The sequence below is a fragment of the Pantoea sp. JGM49 genome, from assembly GCF_018257655.1.
GTDB classification, from domain to species: Bacteria; Pseudomonadota; Gammaproteobacteria; order Enterobacterales; family Enterobacteriaceae; genus Pantoea; species Pantoea communis.
Window position 1 is genome coordinate 241,304 of the sequence record NZ_JAERJM010000007.1, and the last position, 21,932, is coordinate 263,235.

The 21,932-nt window shown below is 53.4% G+C and carries 20 protein-coding genes; 3 read left to right on the forward strand and 17 right to left on the reverse strand.

Annotated features, from left to right (window positions below):
* Nucleotides 1–15 precede the first annotated feature (15 nt).
* The 15 genes from atpD to ravA form a co-directional block, all read right to left on the reverse strand.
* A complete protein-coding gene (atpD, locus tag JK231_RS14620) occupies nucleotides 16–1,413 on the reverse strand; it encodes a F0F1 ATP synthase subunit beta (RefSeq protein WP_034830039.1) in 1,398 nt (465 codons plus the stop codon).
* Between the two features lie 63 nt (nucleotides 1,414–1,476).
* Nucleotides 1,477–2,343, reverse strand: a complete 867-nt coding sequence (atpG, locus tag JK231_RS14625) for a F0F1 ATP synthase subunit gamma (RefSeq protein ID WP_034830040.1) — start codon at nucleotides 2,341–2,343, stop codon at nucleotides 1,477–1,479.
* Between the two features lie 52 nt (nucleotides 2,344–2,395).
* On the reverse strand, nucleotides 2,396–3,937 hold the full coding sequence (gene atpA / locus JK231_RS14630; protein ID WP_058961695.1) for a F0F1 ATP synthase subunit alpha: 1,542 nt from the start codon (nucleotides 3,935–3,937) through the stop codon (nucleotides 2,396–2,398).
* 14 nt (nucleotides 3,938–3,951) lie between these two features.
* Nucleotides 3,952–4,485, reverse strand: coding sequence for a F0F1 ATP synthase subunit delta (gene atpH / locus JK231_RS14635; RefSeq protein WP_034830043.1), 534 nt, complete (start codon nucleotides 4,483–4,485; stop codon nucleotides 3,952–3,954).
* A gap of 14 nt (nucleotides 4,486–4,499) precedes the next feature.
* A complete protein-coding gene (gene atpF, locus JK231_RS14640) occupies nucleotides 4,500–4,970 on the reverse strand; it encodes a F0F1 ATP synthase subunit B (RefSeq protein WP_034830044.1) in 471 nt (156 codons plus the stop codon).
* Between the two features lie 107 nt (nucleotides 4,971–5,077).
* Nucleotides 5,078–5,317: a F0F1 ATP synthase subunit C gene (atpE, locus tag JK231_RS14645; protein WP_003849523.1), complete on the reverse strand. Its 240-nt coding sequence runs from the start codon at nucleotides 5,315–5,317 to the stop codon at nucleotides 5,078–5,080.
* 50 nt (nucleotides 5,318–5,367) lie between these two features.
* Nucleotides 5,368–6,186 carry a F0F1 ATP synthase subunit A gene (atpB, locus tag JK231_RS14650; RefSeq protein WP_211728900.1) on the reverse strand — a complete coding sequence of 273 codons (819 nt, stop codon included), beginning with the start codon at nucleotides 6,184–6,186 and terminating at the stop codon, nucleotides 5,368–5,370.
* Between the two features lie 8 nt (nucleotides 6,187–6,194).
* Nucleotides 6,195–6,575 carry a F0F1 ATP synthase subunit I gene (gene atpI, locus JK231_RS14655; protein ID WP_034830047.1) on the reverse strand — a complete coding sequence of 127 codons (381 nt, stop codon included), beginning with the start codon at nucleotides 6,573–6,575 and terminating at the stop codon, nucleotides 6,195–6,197.
* Between the two features lie 713 nt (nucleotides 6,576–7,288).
* The gene (gene rsmG / locus JK231_RS14660) at nucleotides 7,289–7,906 is read right to left on the reverse strand and encodes a 16S rRNA (guanine(527)-N(7))-methyltransferase RsmG (protein WP_211728901.1); all 618 of its coding nucleotides are present in this window, start codon (nucleotides 7,904–7,906) and stop codon (nucleotides 7,289–7,291) included.
* A 47-nt stretch (nucleotides 7,907–7,953) separates the two neighbouring features.
* On the reverse strand, nucleotides 7,954–9,843 hold the full coding sequence (mnmG, locus tag JK231_RS14665; protein WP_097118419.1) for a tRNA uridine-5-carboxymethylaminomethyl(34) synthesis enzyme MnmG: 1,890 nt from the start codon (nucleotides 9,841–9,843) through the stop codon (nucleotides 7,954–7,956).
* Between the two features lie 441 nt (nucleotides 9,844–10,284).
* Nucleotides 10,285–10,725 (reverse strand): FMN-binding protein MioC, encoded by a 441-nt coding sequence (gene mioC / locus JK231_RS14670; RefSeq protein WP_034830052.1) that lies wholly within the window; start codon nucleotides 10,723–10,725, stop codon nucleotides 10,285–10,287.
* A gap of 155 nt (nucleotides 10,726–10,880) precedes the next feature.
* On the reverse strand, nucleotides 10,881–11,342 hold the full coding sequence (asnC, locus tag JK231_RS14675) for a transcriptional regulator AsnC (protein ID WP_034830053.1): 462 nt from the start codon (nucleotides 11,340–11,342) through the stop codon (nucleotides 10,881–10,883).
* 108 nt (nucleotides 11,343–11,450) lie between these two features.
* Nucleotides 11,451–13,577 carry a 5-histidylcysteine sulfoxide synthase gene (ovoA, locus tag JK231_RS14680; protein WP_211728902.1) on the reverse strand — a complete coding sequence of 709 codons (2,127 nt, stop codon included), beginning with the start codon at nucleotides 13,575–13,577 and terminating at the stop codon, nucleotides 11,451–11,453.
* A gap of 66 nt (nucleotides 13,578–13,643) precedes the next feature.
* Nucleotides 13,644–15,104 carry an ATPase RavA stimulator ViaA gene (viaA, locus tag JK231_RS14685; protein ID WP_034830057.1) on the reverse strand — a complete coding sequence of 487 codons (1,461 nt, stop codon included), beginning with the start codon at nucleotides 15,102–15,104 and terminating at the stop codon, nucleotides 13,644–13,646.
* Nucleotides 15,101–16,597, reverse strand: a complete 1,497-nt coding sequence (gene ravA, locus JK231_RS14690; protein WP_034830059.1) for an ATPase RavA — start codon at nucleotides 16,595–16,597, stop codon at nucleotides 15,101–15,103. The genes viaA and ravA overlap by 4 nt, the downstream gene beginning before the upstream one ends.
* A gap of 299 nt (nucleotides 16,598–16,896) precedes the next feature.
* On the opposite strand from ravA, the gene kup reads away from it, so the two are divergent.
* Nucleotides 16,897–18,765, forward strand: a complete 1,869-nt coding sequence (kup, locus tag JK231_RS14695; RefSeq protein WP_034830061.1) for a low affinity potassium transporter Kup — start codon at nucleotides 16,897–16,899, stop codon at nucleotides 18,763–18,765.
* A 12-nt stretch (nucleotides 18,766–18,777) separates the two neighbouring features.
* Here the strand turns inward: kup and qseC are convergent, their stop codons facing one another.
* Nucleotides 18,778–20,109, reverse strand: a complete 1,332-nt coding sequence (qseC, locus tag JK231_RS14700; protein WP_097118415.1) for a quorum sensing histidine kinase QseC — start codon at nucleotides 20,107–20,109, stop codon at nucleotides 18,778–18,780.
* Nucleotides 20,106–20,768, reverse strand: coding sequence for a quorum sensing response regulator transcription factor QseB (gene qseB / locus JK231_RS14705; protein WP_097118414.1), 663 nt, complete (start codon nucleotides 20,766–20,768; stop codon nucleotides 20,106–20,108). Before qseB ends, qseC begins: the two co-directional genes overlap by 4 nt.
* A gap of 171 nt (nucleotides 20,769–20,939) precedes the next feature.
* Here qseB and JK231_RS14710 point away from each other — a divergent pair, with 171 nt between their 5' ends.
* Both JK231_RS14710 and rbsD read left to right on the forward strand, forming a co-directional pair.
* Nucleotides 20,940–21,335, forward strand: coding sequence for a YgiW/YdeI family stress tolerance OB fold protein (locus JK231_RS14710; RefSeq protein ID WP_160833298.1), 396 nt, complete (start codon nucleotides 20,940–20,942; stop codon nucleotides 21,333–21,335).
* 170 nt (nucleotides 21,336–21,505) lie between these two features.
* A complete protein-coding gene (rbsD, locus tag JK231_RS14715; RefSeq protein WP_038643989.1) occupies nucleotides 21,506–21,925 on the forward strand; it encodes a D-ribose pyranase in 420 nt (139 codons plus the stop codon).
* Nucleotides 21,926–21,932: the final 7 nt, after the last annotated feature.

Sequence of the window (21,932 nt, forward strand, 5' to 3'; positions counted from 1 at the left end):
CCTGGGAAACCGTTATTACAGTTTCTTCGCTTTTTCTACAGCTTCTTCGATAGCGCCGACCATGTAGAACGCCTGCTCTGGCAGGTGGTCGAATTCGCCTTCCATGATGCCTTTGAAGCCACGAATCGTGTCTTTCAGGGTCACGTACTTACCTGGAGAACCGGTGAAGACTTCAGCAACGAAGAACGGCTGAGACAGGAAGCGCTGAATTTTACGCGCACGTGCCACCAACAGTTTGTCTTCTTCAGACAGCTCGTCCATACCCAGAATGGCGATGATGTCTTTCAGTTCCTGGTAACGCTGCAGCAGAGACTGCACGCCACGCGCAACGTCGTAGTGCTCCTGACCCACGATCAGTGGATCCAGCTGACGGCTGGTTGAATCCAGCGGGTCAACGGCTGGGTAGATACCCAGAGAGGCGATCTGACGGCTCAGCGTAACGGTTGAGTCTAAGTGAGCAAAGGTGGTTGCTGGTGACGGGTCAGTCAAGTCATCCGCAGGAACGTAAACGGCCTGAACAGAGGTGATTGAACCGGTCTTGGTGGAGGTAATACGCTCCTGCAACACACCCATCTCTTCTGCCAGCGTTGGCTGGTAGCCTACCGCAGATGGCATACGACCCAGCAGTGCTGATACTTCAGTACCGGCCAAGGTGTAACGGTAGATGTTGTCGATGAACAGCAGAACGTCACGGCCTTCATCACGGAATTTCTCCGCCATGGTCAGACCGGTCAGTGCTACGCGCAGACGGTTACCCGGCGGCTCGTTCATCTGGCCATACACCAGCGCTACTTTATCGATAACGTTGGAGTCAGTCATTTCGTGGTAGAAGTCGTTACCCTCACGAGTACGTTCACCCACACCAGCAAATACCGAGTAACCTGAGTGCTCAGCCGCGATGTTACGGATCAGCTCCATCATGTTTACGGTTTTACCTACACCCGCACCACCGAACAGACCGACTTTACCGCCCTTAGCGAACGGACACATCAGGTCGATAACCTTGATGCCGGTTTCCAGCAGCTCTTGCGAGTTAGACTGATCTTCATAAGAAGGCGCAGCACGGTGAATAGAGGAAACCTCTACAGTGGTGCCGTCGTCATTCTGCAGGTCGCCTTTCATGTCGATTGGTTCGCCCAATACGTTCATGATACGGCCGAGGGTTGCTTTACCAACCGGTACCTGGATCGGTTTTTTCAGGTCGGTAACTTGCAGACCGCGCTTCAGGCCGTCAGAAGTACCCATGGCGATGGTACGCACCACGCCACCACCCAGCTGCTGCTGAACTTCCAGCACCAGACGAGCGTCACCATTTTGAACCTCAAGCGCGCTATATACCTGCGGTACCGCGTCCTGAGGGAATTCGACGTCAACTACGGCGCCGATAATCTGGACAATCTTTCCAGCTGCCATCTTGAATCCTCTACCTAATACGAGAATATCCGGCCGCGCTCGCGCGACAGGATATATGCCTGGTTAAACCGCGGAGGCTCCCGAGACGATCTCGGTAAGTTCCTGGGTGATGCTGGCCTGACGAGCTTTGTTGTAAACCAACTGCAGCTCTTTGATCAGGTTTCCGCCGTTATCGGTTGCAGCTTTCATTGCCACCATACGTGCAGCCTGCTCACTGGCCAGGTTTTCCACCACACCCTGATAAACCTGCGATTCGACATAACGGCGCAGCAGGGTATCCAGCAGCGCTTTCGGATCGGGTTCGTACAGGTAATCCCAGGTCTTCGCCTTCATCTCTTCTTCACCTTCCGCTGGCGGTAACGGCAGCAGTTGGGTAATGGTCGGAGTCTGAGACATGGTGTTATTAAACTTGTTGCTGACGATATACAGCTTGTCGATGCGGCCTTCATCATAGGCCTGCAACATCACTTTTACTGGGCCGATAAGATCAGACAGTGCAGGCTTGTCGCCCATACCAGTGACCTGTGCCACGATGTTGCCACCGACAGAGCCGAAGAATGAATTGCCTTTAGAACCGATAACGGCCAGATCGCTCTGTACACCTTTATCAGCCCAGCCCTTCATATCTGCCAGCAATTTTTTGAACAGGTTAATGTTCAAACCACCACAAAGCCCGCGGTCAGTCGAAACGACCAGGTAGCCGACGCGCTTAACGTCACGCTCATCCAGGTAAGGGTGCTTGTATTCCAGATTACCGAGAGCAAGGTGACCAATCACTTTGCGCATGGTATCTGCATACGGACGGCTGGCCGCCATGCGTTCCTGCGTTTTACGCATTTTGGAGGCGGCGACCATTTCCATCGCTTTGGTGATCTTCTGCGTATTTTTTACGCTTCCAATCTTGGTACGTATTTCTTTTGCACCGGCCATTAGCTTCTCCTCAAAGCCTTGCGGCCTGCCTTTTCAGACAAGCCGCCAGACATTACCAGGACTGGGTTGCTTTAAACGTTTCGAGGAGGCCTTTCAGCTTCTCTTCGATTTCGTTATTAAAGTTGCCCGCTTGGTTGATTTCAGCCATCAGCTCAGCGTGATCGCGGTCTGCGAACGCCAGCAGAGCGGCTTCGAAGCTGCCGATTTTCGCCAGTTCAACGTCGTTCAGGAAGCCGCGCTCAGCAGCAAACAGCACCAGACCCTGTTGCGCGACAGACATCGGCGCATACTGTTTCTGTTTCAGCAGCTCGGTCACTTTCTGACCGTGGCTCAGCTGTTTACGCGTTGCATCGTCCAGATCGGATGCGAACTGAGAGAACGCAGCCAGTTCACGATACTGTGCCAGAGCGGTACGGATACCACCGGACAGTTTCTTGATGATCTTGGTCTGTGCAGCACCACCAACACGGGATACAGAGATACCCGGGTTAACGGCTGGACGAATACCGGAGTTGAACAGGTTCGATTCCAGGAAGATCTGACCATCAGTAATCGAGATTACGTTGGTCGGAACGAACGCAGAAACGTCACCCGCCTGAGTTTCGATGATTGGCAGCGCGGTCAGAGAACCGGTCTGGCCTTTCACAGCACCGTTAGTGAAACGCTCAACGTAGTCAGCGCTTACGCGTGATGCACGCTCCAGCAGACGAGAGTGGAGATAGAACACGTCGCCTGGGAATGCTTCACGACCTGGTGGACGGCGCAGCAGCAGTGAAATCTGACGGTAAGCAACAGCCTGCTTAGACAGGTCATCGTATACGATCAGGGCATCTTCACCGCGGTCACGGAAGTACTCACCCATCGCGCAACCGGCGTATGGCGCCAGGTATTGCAGTGCAGCGGATTCAGAAGCAGAAGCCACAACGACGATGGTGTTAGCCAACGCGCCGTGTTCTTCAAGCTTACGTACCACGTTAGAAATGGTTGACGCTTTCTGGCCAATCGCAACGTAGACACACTTGATGCCTGAATCGCGCTGGTTGATGATGGCGTCGATTGCCATTGCGGTTTTACCGGTCTGACGGTCACCGATGATCAGCTCACGCTGGCCACGGCCGATTGGAATCATCGCATCGACAGATTTGTAACCGGTCTGAACAGGCTGGTCTACTGACTGACGGTCGATAACGCCCGGTGCAATCACTTCAACCGGCGAGAAGCCGTCGTTGTCGATTGCGCCTTTACCGTCGATCGGTGCACCCAGGGTGTTCACCACACGGCCCAGCAGGCCACGGCCAACTGGAACTTCAAGAATACGGCCAGTACATTTAACCTTCATGCCTTCGGCGAGGTCAGCGTACGGGCCCATCACTACTGCACCAACCGAGTCACGCTCGAGGTTCAGTGCGATAGCGTAACGGTTGCCCGGCAGGGCAATCATCTCACCCTGCATCACATCGGCCAGGCCGTGTACGCGGATGATACCGTCACTTACAGAAACAATAGTACCTTCGTTGTGAGCTTCGCTCACCACATTGAACTGAGCAATGCGCTGCTTGATCAGTTCGCTGATTTCGGTGGAATTCAGTTGCATATGCTCCAGTCCCCTTAAGACTGCAAGACGTCTGCCAGACGATCAAGACGGCCGCGTACGCTACCATCAATGACCAGGTCACCCGCACGGATAACCACACCTGCCATTACAGACTTGTCAATTTTGCAATTCAGCTTAACTTTGCGTGACAGACGTTTTTCCATCGCGGCGCTGATTTTACTCAGCTGGCTGTCACTCAGGGTACTGGCAGAAATCACATCCACTTCGGCGGTCGCTTCATAGGCGTCACGCAGTTGGATGTACTGTTCCAGTACCGCTGGAAGTGCTGTCAAACGTCCGTTTTCCGCCATTACCTTAATCAGGTTCTGAGCGGGTTCATCAAGTTGATCGCCACATACCGCGTTGAAAGAAGCAGACAAAGCTTCCGGCGCGAGCGCACCGGAAAGAAGATCTGCCATCTGTTCGTTGCGAGCCACTTCAGCGGCAAACGCCAGCATGGTCTGCCAACGATCGATACTTTGATGCTCAACAGCAAAGTCAAAAGCTGCTTTGGCGTAGGGGCGAGCTACAGTAATCAGATCAGACATCAGCCCCTCCCTCCTTACAGTTCAGCGACCAGTTTATCAACGATGTCGCTGTTAGCAGCTTCATCCACGGAACGTTCGATGATTTTCTCGGCGCCAGCTAATGCCAGCAACGCGACTTGCTTACGCAGCTCTTCACGGGCACGTGAACGCTCGGCTTCGATTTCTGCCTGCGCTTGTGCCACGATGCGGTTACGTTCAGTCTCAGCTTCGGTTTTCGCTTCGTCCAGAATCTGTGCACGGCGTTTGTTCGCCTGCTCGATAATGACCTGAGCGTCTTCTTTCGCTTTTTTCAGCTGGTCGGTCGCATTGGCCTGCGCGAGATCTAAATCTTTCTTCGCGCGCTCAGCAGAAGCAAGGCCATCAGCAATTTCTTTCTGGCGCTTCTCGATGGCAGCCATGATCGGCGGCCATACGTACTTCATGCAGAACGCGACAAACAGAATGAACGCGATGGCCTGGCCGAGGATTGTTGCATTAATGTTCACAGCACAATGCCTCTTATTAAGTTAACTTGCTCTGCCGCTATCAGCGATAAACGGCAGAATCCGTTCCTCATCACACCGGGTGCCATGAGTGAACAAGGCTACCAGGTTTAGGCGACCGCAAACATCACGTAGAGACCCAGACCTACAGCGATCATTGGGATTGCATCCACCAGACCCATTACAACAAAGAACTGCGTACGCAGCAGAGGAATCAGATCCGGTTGACGCGCAGCGCCTTCCAGGAATTTGCCTCCGAGGATGCCGATACCGATCGCAGCACCGATTGCCGCCAGGCCCATCATCACAGCGGCAGCCATGTACAGCAGATCCATATTCAGGTTTTCCATGACAGTCTCCAGTTTGTTTCAGTTAAAAGCTTAGTGTTGAGATAAAAAAATCAATGTTCTTCAGATGCCATCGACAGATAGACGATCGTGAGGACCATGAAAATGAAAGCCTGCAGCGAAATGATCAGGATGTGGAAAATGGCCCATGGCACATTCAACACCCACTGCGACCACCACGGCAGCAAGCCGGCAATCAGGATAAAGATCAGTTCACCCGCATACATGTTGCCGAACAGTCGCAGACCGAGTGAAACCGGTTTAGACAGCAGGCTAACACCTTCAAGAATCAGGTTGATTGGGATGAAGATCGGGTGATCAAAAGGCTGCAGCGTCAGTTCTTTGGTGAAGCCGCCAATGCCTTTCATTTTGATGCTGTAGAACAGAATCAAAATAAAGACGCCCAACGCCATAGACAGCGTGATGTTCACATCTGCAGACGGCACAACGCGCAGCGCTGGCAGGCCAAGATAGTGCTCACCGATAAACGGCAGCAAATCGATAGGCAGCAGATCCATGAAGTTCATCAGGAAGACCCAGACAAAAATTGTCAGCGCCAGCGGGGCGATAAGTTTGCTTTTACCGTGGTACATGTCGCGAACGTTGTTATCAACGAAACCGACAACCAGTTCGATAGCCGCTTGAAGTTTCCCTGGCACACCGCTGGTGGCGCTTTTTGCCACTTTACGGAACAACACCAGGAAAAGCAGTCCCAGTACCACAGAGAAAAACATGGAATCGATATTTAATACCCAGAACGTCGCAGGAGCGTCGTGCGGATTCACCAACTCGAAAGTACGCAGGTCCAGCTGAAGGTTATTCAGGTGGTGACCTATGTATTCTTGCGGAGTAGAGATTTCTCCAGCAGCCATGATGCCTCTTACCCTTTGTTGTTAATTACAGCCGGCGCGACGATCTGCACCACCAGCACCGATAACCAAGTGATTGCGAGAGGCCAAAAGACCGCTCCAAACACACCTAACGCCACCATGAGAAGAATGACTGTCGTGAAGACCTTCAACACTTCACCGAGGGCGAAGCTCCAGGCCACACGACCTTTGGCAGGCGTTTGATCCTGCAGGCGCCAGGCTAAAAACATAAACAACACATTCGGCAGCCAGGCTGCCGCTCCACCCGCGATGGCGGAGGCGCCCCAGATAACATCTTTCAGAGTAAAGAGTGCACCGATGATGACAAACGTCACCAGCTGGATCACCAGCACGGTCCGGGCTAATTTCACACTGTAAAGAGACACTGACATGGCGTTGAACTCTCCTGCCCCGAACGGGGTATGTCGCGTGTCGTATAAGACTGCCTTTACTCATTTGAGTCAAGCAGCAAAAGCCGTGCAAATTATACGGGCGCCACCTGCGATTTCAATCGGTAAGTAGCGAAAAGGTGAACAATTATTTAAATTTCTTTCTGGAGGGCTATTTTTCAAAACATCACCTTCCACTATGACTCAGCTAAATCGCTGAAATTGCCTTGTTGGCTTGCTTTTAAAGCGTGCTTCAGATCACATTATAGGCAATAGGCTGGCGAATGAATTTGTTTTAAGCATGAATTTTTAGATTTCAAAAGTGATGAAAGCTGTTTTTTATCATAACGATAGAATTATCCATCCGGTATCAGGTCATGATTTTCGATAAAAACACTCTATTGACATCGTACATCGCAATAAAAACGTAAAACTGATATTACGCACGCCGATTTATTGCAGCGTTATATTTTCTGACGTGACTATTTGCGCAGGTAAATACAGCCAATAAAGTGATCTAACTGATAATGAAATGTGAAATGTTCGTTAAATGTAACAGAGCTTTTCGGATAATTTCCGTGGCGCTTGTTAACCGTCTCACCCTGCCCTGCCGAATAAAAGCTTTTGACTAAAAGTGTTCAACTGCTGTTTTTTTATTCAGGACGTTTTCACTGACTAAAGGTGCGGTTGGTGTTAAATCCGCACCTTCTTTATGGCTATTGGCGAGACAGCACCACTAAATGACGTTCACCATCCAGTTCTGGCACATGCAGTGATTCAATCTTCTCCACCACAAAGTCCGCAGGCAAGGCTGAAATTTCATCATCCGGACGCACCCCCTTCAATGCGTAGAAGCGGCCCGAGGTGCCCGGTAAATGATGGCACCAGTTCAGCATGTCTTCCAGCGAAGCAAAGGCACGGCTGATAACGCCATCAAACGGAGGCTCTGCGGGGAACTCTTCCACACGACTTTGTACCGGGGTGATGTTAGTGAGCCCTAACTCATGTTGTACCTGACGCAGGAAACGGATGCGTTTTCCCAGGCTATCCAGCAGCGTAAAATGCGCCTGCGGACGGACAATGGCTAACGGAATCCCTGGCAGACCCGGCCCGGTGCCCACATCAATAAAGCGCTCGCCTTGTAAATGCGGTTCGACGACCACGCTGTCGAGAATATGGCGCACCAGCATCTGCTGCGGATCGCGCACCGATGTCAGGTTGTACGCCTTGTTCCACTTATGCAGCAATTCTACATAGCCGACGAGCTGCTGTTTTTGTTGATCGGTAAGTGAAATATTTGCCGCATCGAGCAGCTGGGAGAGTTTGTTAATCACAAGGAACGTTCCATAAACGGGGGCGAGTGACCTCGCCCCAGGGTCGATCAGGCACTTTTACGCAGCAGGCCCTGTTTTTTCAGGTAAATCAGCAAAATGGAGATCGCTGCTGGTGTAATACCTGAAATACGCGAGGCCTGCCCAATGGAGGTAGGTTTGTGATCGTTGAGTTTGGCGATCACTTCATTCGACAAGCCATTAACCTGACGATAGTCGAGATCGCCAGGCAGCAAGGTGTTTTCGTTGCGTTGCTGGCGGTCAATTTCTTCCTGCTGGCGTGCAATGTACCCTTCATACTTCACCTGAATCTCAACCTGCTCTGCAGATTGCTCGTCAGATAATGCCGGGCCATAACTCGGTAACGTCATCAGCAGTTCGTAGGTCATTTCCGGGCGACGCAACAGATCTTCACCGCTGGCTTCTTTCGTCAGTGGCGCACTGATGACGCTATTCACTTCGCCCACATTGTCTGATTTCGGATGTACCCACAGATCGCGCAGGCGCTGGCGCTCCTGCTCAATCGCTTCCAGCTTCTGGTTATAACGCGCCCAACGCGCATCATCGACCAGACCCAACTCGCGACCTTTTTCTGTCAAACGCAGATCGGCGTTGTCTTCGCGCAGCATCAAACGATATTCCGCGCGCGAGGTAAACATACGGTACGGTTCTTTGGTGCCGAGGGTGCAGAGATCGTCAACCAGCACACCGAGATAAGCCTGGTCGCGGCGCGGCGCCCAGCCCTCTTTGTCTGCTGAGGCACGTGCAGCGTTCAAACCGGCCAGCAAGCCCTGCGCCGCAGCTTCTTCATAACCGGTGGTGCCGTTAATCTGACCGGCAAAGAACAGCCCGTGGATAAATTTGCTTTCCAGCGTCGGCTTCAGATCGCGCGGATCGAAGAAATCGTACTCGATGGCATAACCTGGGCGCACAATCTTTGCGTTCTCCAGACCTTTCATCGAACGGACGATCTGCATCTGCACGTCAAACGGCAAGCTGGTGGAGATACCGTTAGGGTAGATCTCGTTGCTGGTCAGCCCTTCCGGTTCAAGGAAGATCTGATGCGCATTACGATCGGCAAAGCGCATCACTTTGTCTTCGATCGATGGGCAGTAACGTGGTCCGATCCCTTCGATGATCCCGGCATACATCGGGCTGCGATCGAGGTTATTGCGGATCACATCGTGTGTTTGTTCGTTGGTGTAAGTGATCCAGCACGGTACTTGTTGCGGGTGCTGAGAAACATTGCCCATAAACGAGAACACCGGCATTGGCGTATCGCCATGCTGCGGTGTCAGCACCGAAAAATCGATGGTGCGTGCATCAATACGCGGCGGCGTACCGGTTTTCAGACGATTTACACGCAGCGGCAAAGCACGCAGGCGTTTCGCCAGTGGAATGGATGGCGGATCACCAGCACGGCCACCGCTGTAGTTATCCAGACCAATATGAATTTTGCCGTCGAGGAATGTCCCGACTGTCAGCACCACACTTTTGGCACGGAATTTCAGGCCCATCTGCGTGACAGCACCGACGACGCGATCGTTCTCCACAATCAGATCGTCAACGGCCTGCTGGAAGATCATCAGGTTCGGCTGGTTTTCCAACGCAGTGCGTACCGCCTGGCGATACAGGACGCGGTCGGCTTGCGCACGCGTTGCCCGCACAGCAGGGCCTTTGCTTGCGTTTAGTATCCTAAACTGAATGCCGGCCTGGTCAATTGCCGTTGCCATCAAACCGCCTAAGGCATCCACTTCCTTCACCAGGTGTCCTTTCCCAATGCCACCAATCGCCGGGTTGCAGGACATTTGTCCAAGCGTATCAATGTTATGGGTGAGTAACAGCGTTTGCTGACCCATTCGGGCAGCTGCCATCGCGGCTTCTGTGCCCGCATGACCACCACCGATTACGATGACGTCAAAAGGATCTGGATAAAACATGAAGTGGGTCCTCGTTAATGTTCGGACAGGGATCGTTGCCCTGGGCGGTGGATTCTACTGAAATTCTGTCGACTGTGAAAGCCGCGGGATCCTGCGGTTTAAAAGAAAGGATCTTTATTCTTTTATATGATCTCTCTGTTAGATCTCTTATTAGGATCGTCAGGGTCTGTTGATAACCCCGAAAAGCAAAGCATTAACAGAGGATTAGAGAGGATCGCTTGCTGTGAATGATCGGTGATCCTGATCCGTATAAGCTGGGATCTAAATGGCGACTTATACACAGCCGAAAAAAGCATCACGGGTTGTTATTGGGATAACTACCGGTTATACGCAAGATTAAGGCTGTGTTATCCACAGACAATGGCATAAAAAAAACAATAAAACAGCGAAATAAACTGGGGATCTTTCACTTTTCCCGATCCCCAACCGGCAAAGATCGTCTTAAATTTGCGTTTTCCAGGTCTCAACCCACACTTCAGCCGGATCCTCAGGAATCTCATGTTCGAGAACGTCGATCTCCAGGCGATCGCCAATGCGTTTGGCGCCTAACTGGTTGAGCTGATCTTCCAGCAGTTTAATGGCACCGCAGAAAAGGTCATATTCATGGTTGCCGATACCCACTGCGCCATAACGTACCGCGGAAAGGTCCGGCTGCGTCTCCTGCAAGGCTTCATATAAAGGAAGCAGATTGTCTGGCAGTTCGCCCGCACCGTGAGTGGAAGTCACAATCAGCCAGATCCCTTCCTGTGGCAGCTCGTCCAGCTCTGGCCCGTGCAGCACCTCGGTTGAAAAGCCCGCTTCCTGCAGTTTTGCTTCCAGATGTTCGGCGACGTATTCGGCGCTGCCAAGGGTACTGCCACTGATTAAGGTAATATCGGCCATGATCTTCTCCCGCACTAAAGGCGAGCATTGTACGCTGTGATCAAGCCGTGATCCACCTGTGGAAAACAGGGTTAATAACAGAAAGCATCAGCCGACAAGGCGCATCACACAAGTGATCCGCCTGGGAAAAGGTTGTGCACAGGAAAGAGAGGGAATTACGGCTTGATGGTACGCATGATCGGGTTTTGCAGCGAGATCAGGGTTTCGGTGGACTGGATTTCGTCTATGGTCTGGATCTTGTTGATCAACACCTGCTGAAGTGCATCGATGGATCGGCACATCACCTTAATAAAGATGCTGTAGTGGCCGGTGGTGTACCAGGCTTCTACCACTTCATCCAGCGCCTCCAGCTTGCTGAGTGCTGCGGGATAATCGCGGGCGCTTTTCAGAATGATGCCGATAAAGCAGCAGACATCAAAACCCAACTGACGAGGATCGATTTCAACACGAGTGCCCAGGATAATGCCTGCCTGGCGCATTTTTTCTACGCGTACGTGAATGGTGCCGGGGCTGACATTGAACTGTTTGGCCAGCTCGGCATATGCGGTGCGCGCGTTTTCCAACAGCGCATTGAGAATGCCGCGATCAAGGTTATCCAGTTGCAGTTGTTCTGCCATCATCCATCCTCTTTAAGTTCTTCTTCTATGAACAGTGGAGAATGTGCAGCAAATTAGCAGTGCAGGCAAGGTGCAGACCGCGTGGTAGCCGCAGTCTGCACGCTTTTTTTATCGCTTACGCCAGATTGTGAGCTGCGCTTCGGTATGTTGATACTTGCGCGCCGTCTCGCGGATTACAAACGGCACATCCTGCGGCGGCACCACTTCTTCAAAGGCATCACGCAGCAAACGCTGCAATGCCTGATAGGTCGTCAAAGCTTCACCGTTCTCACGCACGCCGCCCAGCCAGTTCTCCTTGGGCGTGAATTCCTCCAGCCAGGTATAAGGCGACGAAAGCACCAAAAGCCCGCCAGAGCGGATCATCGGGATGACGTCCTGCAGGAAACGTTTCGGCTGACGCAGACGATCGATCAGGTTTGAAGCCAATACCAGATCGTAACGATCCGGCTGCGGTTTAAGATTACAGGCGTCGCCCTGCACAAACTGAATGCGTGCCGCTTGCTCGTCACTAACATTGAAGTCCTTCAGGCGCACCTGGCGATATTCCACCAGCTCGCCCTCTTCCGGCACCACATAGCGGAAGTCCTCACCGGAGGTCAGCTGCAGCGCCACATCAATAAAGCGCGCGAAATAATCCATGCCTGTGACCGTCGCGAAATGGCGTGCCAGTTCAAAACTGGCACGGCCGGTCGCGCAGCCGAGATCCAGTGCCGCACCACGTTGTTTGCAGTGTGGCAGCAGTTTTTCCACCAGCGCCACGGCGTAATTCGGCACGTTGTAGTAGCCCGGTCCGTACTGGAAATCGAGATACTGTGACACCATGCTGTCCGTTTCATACGGATTGAGTGCCATGGTCTCTTTATGTGAGGAGACCACATAGCGGAAACCGGCGTGCTGGAAGAAATGACGACGGAAGGCATAACGAGCCGATTTTAACGCCTCGTTGCCGGTGGAAATCCAACTGCCACCTTTGATCAGCGCGTGTTTGCCGTCGAAGGTCGGCGTCGAGAAATCGTCATACAGCGGATGAACTTTGAAACCTTCGAAACCGTTAGTTGGCGTTGTGGTCCACTGCCAGACGTTGCCAACAATGTCGAAAAACTCGCCCTGCGCAAAGCGATCCACAGGATTGGATGAAGCCCAATAGGCCAGATTGATATTGCCGGGCGCCTCGATCCAGTCGGGCTGATCGCCGCTCACCTGTTCGCGTAGCTGCATCCATTCGGCTTCACAAGGGAGTTGAATAGATTTACCCGTCTCTTCCGCCAGCCAGCGACAAAACGCGGCGGCTTCAAGCTGATTCACTTCCGCTGGCCAGTCCCACGGCAGAGCGACTTCTTCAGTCATTAAGCGCAGTTTCAGTTGATCGGGTTGCGTAATCTCGCCGACCCAGAAGGTGGGCATTTGCGCGCCAGAGAATTCACGCCAGCCCCAGCCTTCCTCATCCCACCAGCGCTGATCCTGATAGCCGTTAGCGGCGATAAAGCGATAAAACTCGGCGTTGCTGACCAGCATTTTACTGGCCTTAAATGGTTTGAGTTCAGTTACCTGATTGCCGTATTCGTTATCCCAGCCGTAAGTGTCATCCGTTTTGCCTTGTTGCACGCGACCGCCAGGCATCGCAATCAGCGAGTTATCCGGAACCGATGCGCGATCGTGGCGCGCCTGCGGACAAACCGGCCAATGCGCCTGCGGTTTTACCCATTCTATCGGTAGTTGGCGGATCAGCACGCTGGAGGTTTCCAGGTGGATACGCTCATGTTCAATGCCCATCAATACCACCCAAGCCGGGCTTTCCCAGGTGATCGGCAGTTCCAGCGGCATGGTGCGAATAAACTCGCTCACCAGGTTTTTGACTTTTCCACGGTAGTCACGCACCTCTTTGACCGTCGGCCAGGCGTAATGGCTGTCGTTGAGATCGTCCCAGCTCATCTCGTCCACGCCGATTGCCATCATGGCTTCGATGCGATCGTCTACGCGGTTGTCCAGATAGCGACCAGCCATCAGCTTATTCATATAGAACGTAGCGGTGTGGCCAAAGTAGAAGATCAACGGATGGCGTAATGAGATCGCTTTGTTGAAATACGCGCGTTCGTCGGCAAGGCAATCAAACAGGCTTTCGTACAGCTCCCAGGTTTGGGTGAAATACGCCAGCAGCTCGCTCCGTTTTTGTTCGGCGTTTTGGCCGGAGAGCTGCAAAGTGCGGGTCGGTGCAGGAAGTTGGGCGGTGTTCACAAGATGCTCCAGATGCTCAGTGTGCGAACTATTCACTATAGCAAATAAGCATTTCTGCCAGATGAATTAGCGTTTCCAGCGGCGCAGCAGGCGGCTTTTCAGTCCGGTATCGAAGCGCCAGATGTGATCGAAGATGCGCAGAATGCCCGGTTTACCGTGAAGCGACATCGCCACTGCGTGGAAACGCTGTTGATGCTGGCGCTGGCGTTGCTTGATGGCGTTGATGGTGTCATCCGGTAAACGCTGGGCGATAAAATCCGACACGATCACCGCATCGGCCTCATCCCAGACGCTGCCCTCCATACGTTTAACCACCGCAGCAAGGCAAGCCGCCAGATCGGTGCCACCACGAAAACGTTGGCTAAGAAAACGGATAGCCTGCTCAATGCCGCTATCGGCAGTAAGTTCGTAGCCAATCACTTCGTGAGCGAACAGCATGATGTAGCAGCGGCGCTTATCGGCTAATGCCACCTTTAACAGCGCAAGGCAGAAGGCTTTGGCGCAGCGCTCGTTAAATCCGCCCATCGAGCCTGATGTATCGACACAAACAATAAAAGGGCCGCGCGGCTGCGCTTCATGTTGTTGGTGGCTGACCGGGCGCAGTGTGACTTTCTCGTGCCAGGCATCACCTTGTAACTGGTAAGTCAGCAGGCGTTTTTCCACCAGGCGACGATAAAATTCCAGCTCCAGCTCGCTAATACTCAAGGCAGCCAGTTCGGGCGGCAGCAAGCGCAACACATCGTCGCTCTGATGAATGCCGCTGACCTCTTCCGGCACATGATCGGGCTCGCGCACCAGTTGGTGAAATTCTTCCAGCGGTGCATCCTGCGACGGCACCGATTTGGCTTCGCGGCTGCGGCCCAACTGCTGCGCCAGTTTCATTAATTCCGGCTGCTGTGCGAGGAAATCACCATATTGCACAATCAGCTCATAATCACCGTGCTGAAGTGACGCTTTGCTCATATCCCACAAACGTCCGGCTGCGGCTTCATCATCGTCGGTAAGGATTGGCGCCAGCTGGCCACTGATTGCCATCCGTTGCTGCAGCTCGGCCATCAGACGTTCGCGCTGCTCCTCAAGAAGGGTTTCGTTGAGCGTGAGCGTTTGCAGCGTCAGGCTGAGTCGCCAGCGTTGCAAAAACAGCGTGTGCTGAGCATTGCTCAGTTGTTCAGCTTCGTTGTGCAGCAGCAGTTTGCTGGCTTCTTCGAGAAATGGCGACGGCAGGTTTTTTAGCTGCGACATAATGTGGGGAAGCTGGTGGCTGAAATCCTGCGTGCTGATCAATTGCATTTGCTGAAACAGCTGAAACTCCTGCGCCAGCGCTTCCGGCACCGGCGTGGTTTTCATCTGTTCCGCGATTTCAGTGCGCCAGCGGGGTAAATCGCGCATTAAGGCTTGTTTCATGCGCGGAAATTTTTCAAAGAACAGCGCCAGCTGTGGCGACGCAAGCAGGGCCAGAATCAACTCTTCGATTAACTCCGTTTCGCCAATCGATAACAGCGTGCTCAGCGTCTCCAGTGAGATCATTTACGCGCCTGTTTCAGCTGTTCTGCCACATCCTGCAGGCTGGTTTCAATACGTGCCAGCCAGTCATCGCTGATAAACAAGCAGCGCTGGTGCTGGCTAAACAGCGTGCGCTGTGCGCGGAGCTGGGTATCCAGCGCTTCGTATTCATCCTGGATTTCCTGCGGCATGTCGCTACTGTTGCTGGCTCCGGGCAACGTTAAGCGTGTGGATTGCAGGCTGACATCGCGTAGCGTCAGGCAGTGATGCGCATCCACCAGCAGATCTAGCGTCTGGCCAAAACCAATGCCATTCAGTTTGCCGCGAATTTCACCGCCTTTAATCAGCCACTGGGTTAAGGCTTCACGGGCAATCAGCACATGCGTCACTTGCATGTCGTGCAGCGTTAACGGCTGCTGCAGCATGAGCGTCAGTTGTTCATCGCTGATGGCAGCAGGCAATTCGTAATGGGGTTTGCGGCTAAACATACCGCTGTGTTTCTCCAGCGTCAGCGCTTGTGCCACGCTTTGCTGCTGTTGCAAGGCGAGACGACGTGCTTTGATCTGCTGCAGTTTGTGCAGCAACGCCTGCTGTTGCCAGGCGTGCTGCGTCATCAAAGCATCAATTTCGCGATCCAATAGCTGCATCGATGCGACGTCATGCCACAGGCAATCCTTGAGCAGAATCAGATCGATCGGCGCAATGGTCACGCGGCCACTGTAAAACGCACTGGCCTGCAGCAGATGAATCGCTTTTTTCCAGCGGCGATCGGAAATGTAAGGTGCGCTGGGCAAATTCTCCAGTTGCTGACGCAGTTGGTAAATCAGCTCAAACACATGATCAGGTAAGGAGACCTGGCTGATGCCTTTCTGCCACTGGTGATACTCTTCATCACTGATGCGTAGCGCTTCCGTCACCGGATTATCATTTTCGTCCTGCTGGTGGGTGAGCATGCTGCGGAAGTTCTGCTTCTCATGCACGTTATCCAGCCATAGGCGAATCAACATGCGATCATACAAGGCTTCCAGCCCGCTATCGGCCTCCGGCAATTCGTTGGAAGCGGTCACCAGCAGGCGCATCGGAATCTTTTCTTCGCTGTCGCCATTGCGAAAGCGGCGTTCGTTGATGGCGGTGAGTAAGGTGTTCAATATCGCCGGACCGGCTTTCCAGATTTCATCAAGGAAGACGATTTCGGCATCCGGCAGATAGCCTTTGGTTAATCGCTGATAACGACCTTCATCTTTTAACGCCTGAATCGACAGCGGGCCAAACACTTCTTCAGGGGTGGAAAAACGGGTCATCAGGTATTCAAAGGCGCGGGCGTGTTGGAAGGCGTATTTCAGGCGGCGAGCAATCAAGCTCTTGGCAATGCCGGGCGGCCCCAGCAAAAATACGCTCTCGCCACTGAGTGCAGCTAATAAGCACAGGCGGATCGCATGATGCCGTTCATACAGCCCTTTCTCCAGGGCGTTACTCAGGCGAGAAATTCTTTCTGCCAAAAGATGGGGTTGAGCCATAATCACATCATTGTCCTTCTGATCCTGGAGCCGTCATATTCTGGCGAGCGCAATACTCTACTGGTTATCATGCTTGATTGCGTTGATAGCCGTCAGCTTTTTTGTTTCAGAAGGTTGAGGCGGGAGAACTCGCTGCTTCAGACGGTTTTTGGCGCCTAATTTCGGCGAAAAACCGCCTCGCTGACGTCATGATGACATGTTGTAAGAGTAGGTTTTTTTGGGAATATGTGCATACTGTGCGCTTTTTGATGGCCTGAGCGGTAGGCAAGTGCCTCATCGGCTCCAACAAAAGACAACTTATGAGCTCGGATAAGAAGCAGTCCCTTGGCGCAGTCACACTCGCCGCGATTGGCGTGGTGTATGGCGATATCGGTACCAGCCCGCTCTATACTTTGCGTGAATGTCTCTCCGGTCAGTTCGGCTTTGGTGTAGAACGCGAAGCGGTATTTGGCTTTCTCTCGCTGATCTTCTGGTTGCTGATTTTGGTGGTATCACTGAAATACATCAGCTACGTGATGCGTGCCGATAACGCCGGTGAAGGTGGGATCCTGACCTTGATGTCACTGGCCGGGCGCAATACCGGCGCACGTGCAACGGCGATTCTTGTCATCATGGGGCTGATTGGTGGCAGCTTCTTCTATGGTGAAGTGGTGATCACGCCCGCCGTCTCGGTGTTGTCGGCGATTGAAGGGCTGGAGATTGCGGCACCGAGCCTGGATGCATATATCGTTCCGCTTGCGATTGCAGTGCTGACGCTGCTGTTTGTGATTCAGAAGCACGGTACCGGCATCGTGGGTAAGCTGTTTGCGCCGGTGATGCTGGTGTGGTTTATCATTCTGGCCGTGCTGGGCGCGCGTAGCATCATCAGTAACCCTGATGTGCTGCATGCCATGAACCCGTATTGGGCGATGCACTTCTTTATCCAGTACAAAACGGTGTCGTTCTTTGCGCTCGGCGCGGTGGTATTGGCCATTACCGGTGTGGAAGCGCTGTATGCGGATATGGGTCACTTCGGCAAATTCCCGATTCGTCTTGCCTGGTTTATCGTGGTGCTGCCCTCGCTGGTGCTGAACTACTTTGGTCAGGGCGCGCTGCTACTTAAACATCCCGAAGCGATCAAAAACCCCTTCTTCCTGCTGGCGCCAGACTGGATGCTGATTCCCATGCTGATTCTGGCGACGCTGGCCACGGTTATCGCCTCGCAGGCGGTGATCTCTGGTGTGTTCTCCTTAACACGTCAGGCGGTACGTTTAGGCTATCTCCCGCCGATGCGTATCGTGCACACCTCGGAAGAAGAGTCGGGTCAGATTTACATTCCGGTGATCAACTGGCTGCTCTACTTCTCCGTGGTGATCGTGATTGTTGGCTTTGAGCACTCCAGTAACCTGGCGGCGGCTTACGGCATCGCAGTCACCGGCACCATGGTGCTGACTGCGATTCTCTGCTCCACGGTGGCAATTCAGAACTGGCACTGGAACCGTTATCTGGTGGTGCTGATTCTGATTGGCATGCTGTGTATTGACGTGTCCTTGTTCTCGGCAAACCTGGTCAAAGTGTTCTCCGGCGGTTGGCTGCCGCTGACCCTGGCACTGATGATGTTTATCGTGATGACCACCTGGAAAAGCGAGCGCTTCCGCCTGTTGCGTCGTATGCATGAGCACGGCAATTCGCTTGAAGCGATGATCGCTTCGCTGGAGAAATCTCCGCCGGTACGCGTGCCGGGCACCGCAGTCTATATGTCGCGTGCCCTGAACGTGATCCCTTTTGCCATGCTGCATAATCTCAAGCACAACAAAGTGCTGCATGAGCGTGTGGTACTGCTGACGCTACGTACTGAGGATGCGCCTTACGTGCACAATGTGCGTCGCGTTACCATCGAACAGCTGTCGCCGACGTTCTGGCGCGTGGTGGCGAGCTACGGCTGGCGTGAGACCCCGAACGTGGAAGAAATTTTCCACCGCTGCGGGCTGGAAGGTCTCAACTGCCGCATGATGGAAACCTCATTCTTCATGTCCCATGAATCGCTGATTATTGGCGATCGCCCGTGGTATCTGCGTCTGCGCGGCAAACTGTTCCTTGCGCTGCAACGCAATGCGCTGCGTGCGCCGGATCAGTTTGAAATCCCGCCTAATCGCGTGATCGAGCTGGGCACGCAAGTCGAGATTTAAGGATTAAGCGCGTCACCAGCTCAAGGTGACGCGCAAGCCTTGAGGCTGCACATGGCTGAATGCAATGCGAATACCGTGCAGTTGCGCAATGTTTTTCACAATCGATATTCCTAAACCGCTGCCCGTTTGCGTTTGCCCCGGCGGTCGCCAGAAACGCTCACCAAGGCGCGCAAGCTGCTCATCGCTAACACCTGACCCGTTATCTTCAATAGTTATCGTCCGCGCGTTTAACGTGAACTGAATCTGGCTGCCCGGCGGCGCATAGCGCAGCGCGTTATCCAGCAGGTTACGCATCAGCAAATTCAACAGCAGAGGATGACCGTTCATCACCGGTTCGGCCTGTGCATGCAATTGCAGATCCATCTGTTGCGCCTCGGCCTGTGGAAAATGTTCTATCAGAAGCTTTTGCAGCAGCGGTGCCAGTGGCACCGGCTGAAATTCGCTGCGCAGATCGTCCGCTTCCACTCTTGATAGCGTCAAGAGTTGATCCACCAGCCGTGTGGCGCGCTGGATGCCGCTATCAAGCTGCTGCAATGCCCGTTTGCGCATTGCTTCGTCATCATCCGCCAGCTGAATCACCTCACTCTGCACGCGCAGTGCAGCTAACGGACTGCGCAGTTCGTGCGCCGCATCGGAGGTAAAACGGCGCTCGCGCTGCACGAGTTGCGCCATACGGTGAAACAGCCCGTTTAATGCCGCCACCAACGGCTGCACCTCTTTGGGCAAGCGTGCTTCGTCGAGCGGTGTGGCGTCATCGGGTGCTCGCAACTGGAGTGATGCCGTCAGGCGCTTTAGCGGGCGCAATTCGAACCACACCAATACCAGCAGCATCAGCAGCATAAAGGGCATGGCGTAAAGCCACGGCATCAAACTCGCCAGTGCCAGATCGCGCGTCATATCGTCGCGGTATTCCCACTCCTGGCCCACTACCACGCGATATTGTTTATCAGCAGAAGTCAGCCAAAGCAGTCGCCAACTCTCATCGTCGCCGCGCAGACGACCCTCGCGAAAACCGTCACGCTTATCATCAAACTGCATATCGCGCCCGTTCTCGCCATCGTTAAGCAACGGCTGGCCGTCCGCACGGAAAATGGCAAACGCCAGTGCATCATCATCCTGATCGCCGCGGTGATGGCGCAAAATGGATTTGGTTTTTGGCAGAGAGGCGGCGTGCAAGCTGGTGGGATCGAGTGACAGCAGGCGTTTGGCAAACAGCATTTGCTGGGTATCGAATAGCTCATTAACGGTGTCGCGGGTCTGATGCCAGGCGCTGTAACTGGCTACCCCACCGCACAGCGTAATCAGCAGCACAAAGCCGATGGCGAGTCGTAGAAATAGACTCATTCTGCCGCACCGAGTGTATAACCCACGCCGTGAACGGTACGAATAAACGCTGTGCCGAGCTTTTTGCGCAGATGATGAATATGCACTTCTACTGCGTTGCTGGAGACATCGTCATCCCAGCTATAGAGTTTTTCCTCCAGCTGGCTGCGGGTTAGCACGCGACCTGGATTGCGCATAAACAGCTCCAGCAGCGCCAGTTCACGGCTCTTCAGGCTGATGGTTTCGCCGTCAATCCAGACGCTGTGGCTGCTGGGCGACATCACCACCTTGCCGTGTTTCAACTCGGGCTGTAGTTGTCCATGACGGCGGCGAATCAGCGCCTGTAAACGCGCGGCGACTTCAGCGAGCGCGAAGGGCTTACACAAATAGTCGTCAGCGCCTGACTGTAATCCTTGTATGCGCTGATCGAGCGCATCACGTGCGGTGAGGATCAATACAGGCACATCTGCGCCTTGCTCACGCCATTGACGCAGGATCTCCAGTCCATCGCGCTCGGGTAGCGAAAGATCCAGTACCACGGCATCCCATGGCGCGGCTGGCAGGGCCTGGAATCCCGCTTCGCCTGAGACGAACCAGTCAACGCTGAAACCGAGTTTCGTTAGCCCCACTTTCAAGCCATCGCCAATAAGCTTGTCGTCCTCAATCAATAATATGCGCATGCGTTTCTCCTTTAGTGCAGGAGTCGTTATACGAAGCCAAAACCGGCTTGTACAGCGTCAATCGCTGCATTTTGGCTATTTTTCGTGTTTTTTTAACCCTTAAGATCCTGTTAAGAACCCTATGCTGTAATGGCTTCCGTATCCCACACATTCATGGAACAGAGGTGAAAAATGAAAAAGAGTGCAGCGTTAATTGCGATTGTGATGTTGGCATCGACGCCGGTTCTGGCCGCGCAGCAGGGTGGCTTTGTTGATCCCAGTGCGCCAAAGGCTCAGGTTCACGCCGGCGGCTTCCAGGCCGATAACACCAGCGTCGTAACAGTGAAGCAGGCTGAAGAGATGAAAGATGACAGCTGGATCACCGTGCGCGGTTATCTGGATAAGCAAATCGGCGATGAGGATTATCTGTTCCGTGACGGTAGCGGCAACATGAAAGTGGAAATCGACCATAAGCGTTGGCACGGACAGACCATCACTCCGAAGGATCAGGTTGAACTGACCGGCGAGCTGGATAAGGACTTTAATTCCATTGAACTGGACGTTAAGCAGGTCCGCAAGCTGCCATAACACCCTTCAGAGCCGCTCAGGCGGCTCGCATCCCCCACCAAACTCAAATTATTCCCGGCACAAGCGAAACGTTTCGATGGCGATCACATTTCCGTGATGACGTCATTGAGTTGCCGCGCACATTTAATACACTCCCGCTCAGCGAAACGTTTCGCTGTGGAGTGGAAGAAATGAAAAAAGGTCGCTTGTTAAACGCTGAACTCTCTCATGTGATTGCCCGCCTGGGGCACACCGATACGCTGACGATTGCGGATGCGGGCTTGCCGATTCCGGCCGGACCACAGCGAATCGACCTGGCGTTGACGCCGGGAACGCCCGAATTTTTACAGGTGGTTGATGTTGTCACTCAGGAGATGCAAGTCGAAAGCGCCCTGATGGCGGAGGAGATCAAGCAACACAATCCGCAACTCCACAGCGCACTGCTCGCCGTGCTCGATGCCTTGCAACGGCACCAGGGGAATGTCATCACCATCCGTTACACCAGCCATGAACAGTTCAAACAAGAAACGCAGCGTAGTCAGGCCGTCATTCGCAGCGGAGAGTGTTCTCCGTATGCGAATGTCATCCTGAGCGCTGGCGTAACCTTCTGAGGTCGTT

Coding starts and splice junctions, on each gene's coding strand:
- atpD (WP_034830039.1), bottom strand. CDS start 1,413: ATGGCAGCTGGAAAGATTGTCCAGATTATCGGCGCCGTAGTTGACGTC.
- atpG (WP_034830040.1), bottom strand. CDS start 2,343: ATGGCCGGTGCAAAAGAAATACGTACCAAGATTGGAAGCGTAAAAAAT.
- atpA (WP_058961695.1), bottom strand. CDS start 3,937: ATGCAACTGAATTCCACCGAAATCAGCGAACTGATCAAGCAGCGCATT.
- atpH (WP_034830043.1), bottom strand. CDS start 4,485: ATGTCTGATCTGATTACTGTAGCTCGCCCCTACGCCAAAGCAGCTTTT.
- atpE (WP_003849523.1), bottom strand. CDS start 5,317: ATGGAAAACCTGAATATGGATCTGCTGTACATGGCTGCCGCTGTGATG.
- atpB (WP_211728900.1), bottom strand. CDS start 6,186: ATGGCTGCTGGAGAAATCTCTACTCCGCAAGAATACATAGGTCACCAC.
- atpI (WP_034830047.1), bottom strand. CDS start 6,575: ATGTCAGTGTCTCTTTACAGTGTGAAATTAGCCCGGACCGTGCTGGTG.
- mnmG (WP_097118419.1), bottom strand. CDS start 9,843: ATGTTTTATCCAGATCCTTTTGACGTCATCGTAATCGGTGGTGGTCAT.
- mioC (WP_034830052.1), bottom strand. CDS start 10,725: ATGGCCGATATTACCTTAATCAGTGGCAGTACCCTTGGCAGCGCCGAA.
- asnC (WP_034830053.1), bottom strand. CDS start 11,342: ATGGCAGAACAACTGCAACTGGATAACCTTGATCGCGGCATTCTCAAT.
- viaA (WP_034830057.1), bottom strand. CDS start 15,104: ATGATCTCACTGGAGACGCTGAGCACGCTGTTATCGATTGGCGAAACG.
- ravA (WP_034830059.1), bottom strand. CDS start 16,597: ATGGCTCAACCCCATCTTTTGGCAGAAAGAATTTCTCGCCTGAGTAAC.
- kup (WP_034830061.1), top strand. CDS start 16,897: ATGAGCTCGGATAAGAAGCAGTCCCTTGGCGCAGTCACACTCGCCGCG.
- qseC (WP_097118415.1), bottom strand. CDS start 20,109: ATGAGTCTATTTCTACGACTCGCCATCGGCTTTGTGCTGCTGATTACG.
- qseB (WP_097118414.1), bottom strand. CDS start 20,768: ATGCGCATATTATTGATTGAGGACGACAAGCTTATTGGCGATGGCTTG.
- JK231_RS14710 (WP_160833298.1), top strand. CDS start 20,940: ATGAAAAAGAGTGCAGCGTTAATTGCGATTGTGATGTTGGCATCGACG.
- rbsD (WP_038643989.1), top strand. CDS start 21,506: ATGAAAAAAGGTCGCTTGTTAAACGCTGAACTCTCTCATGTGATTGCC.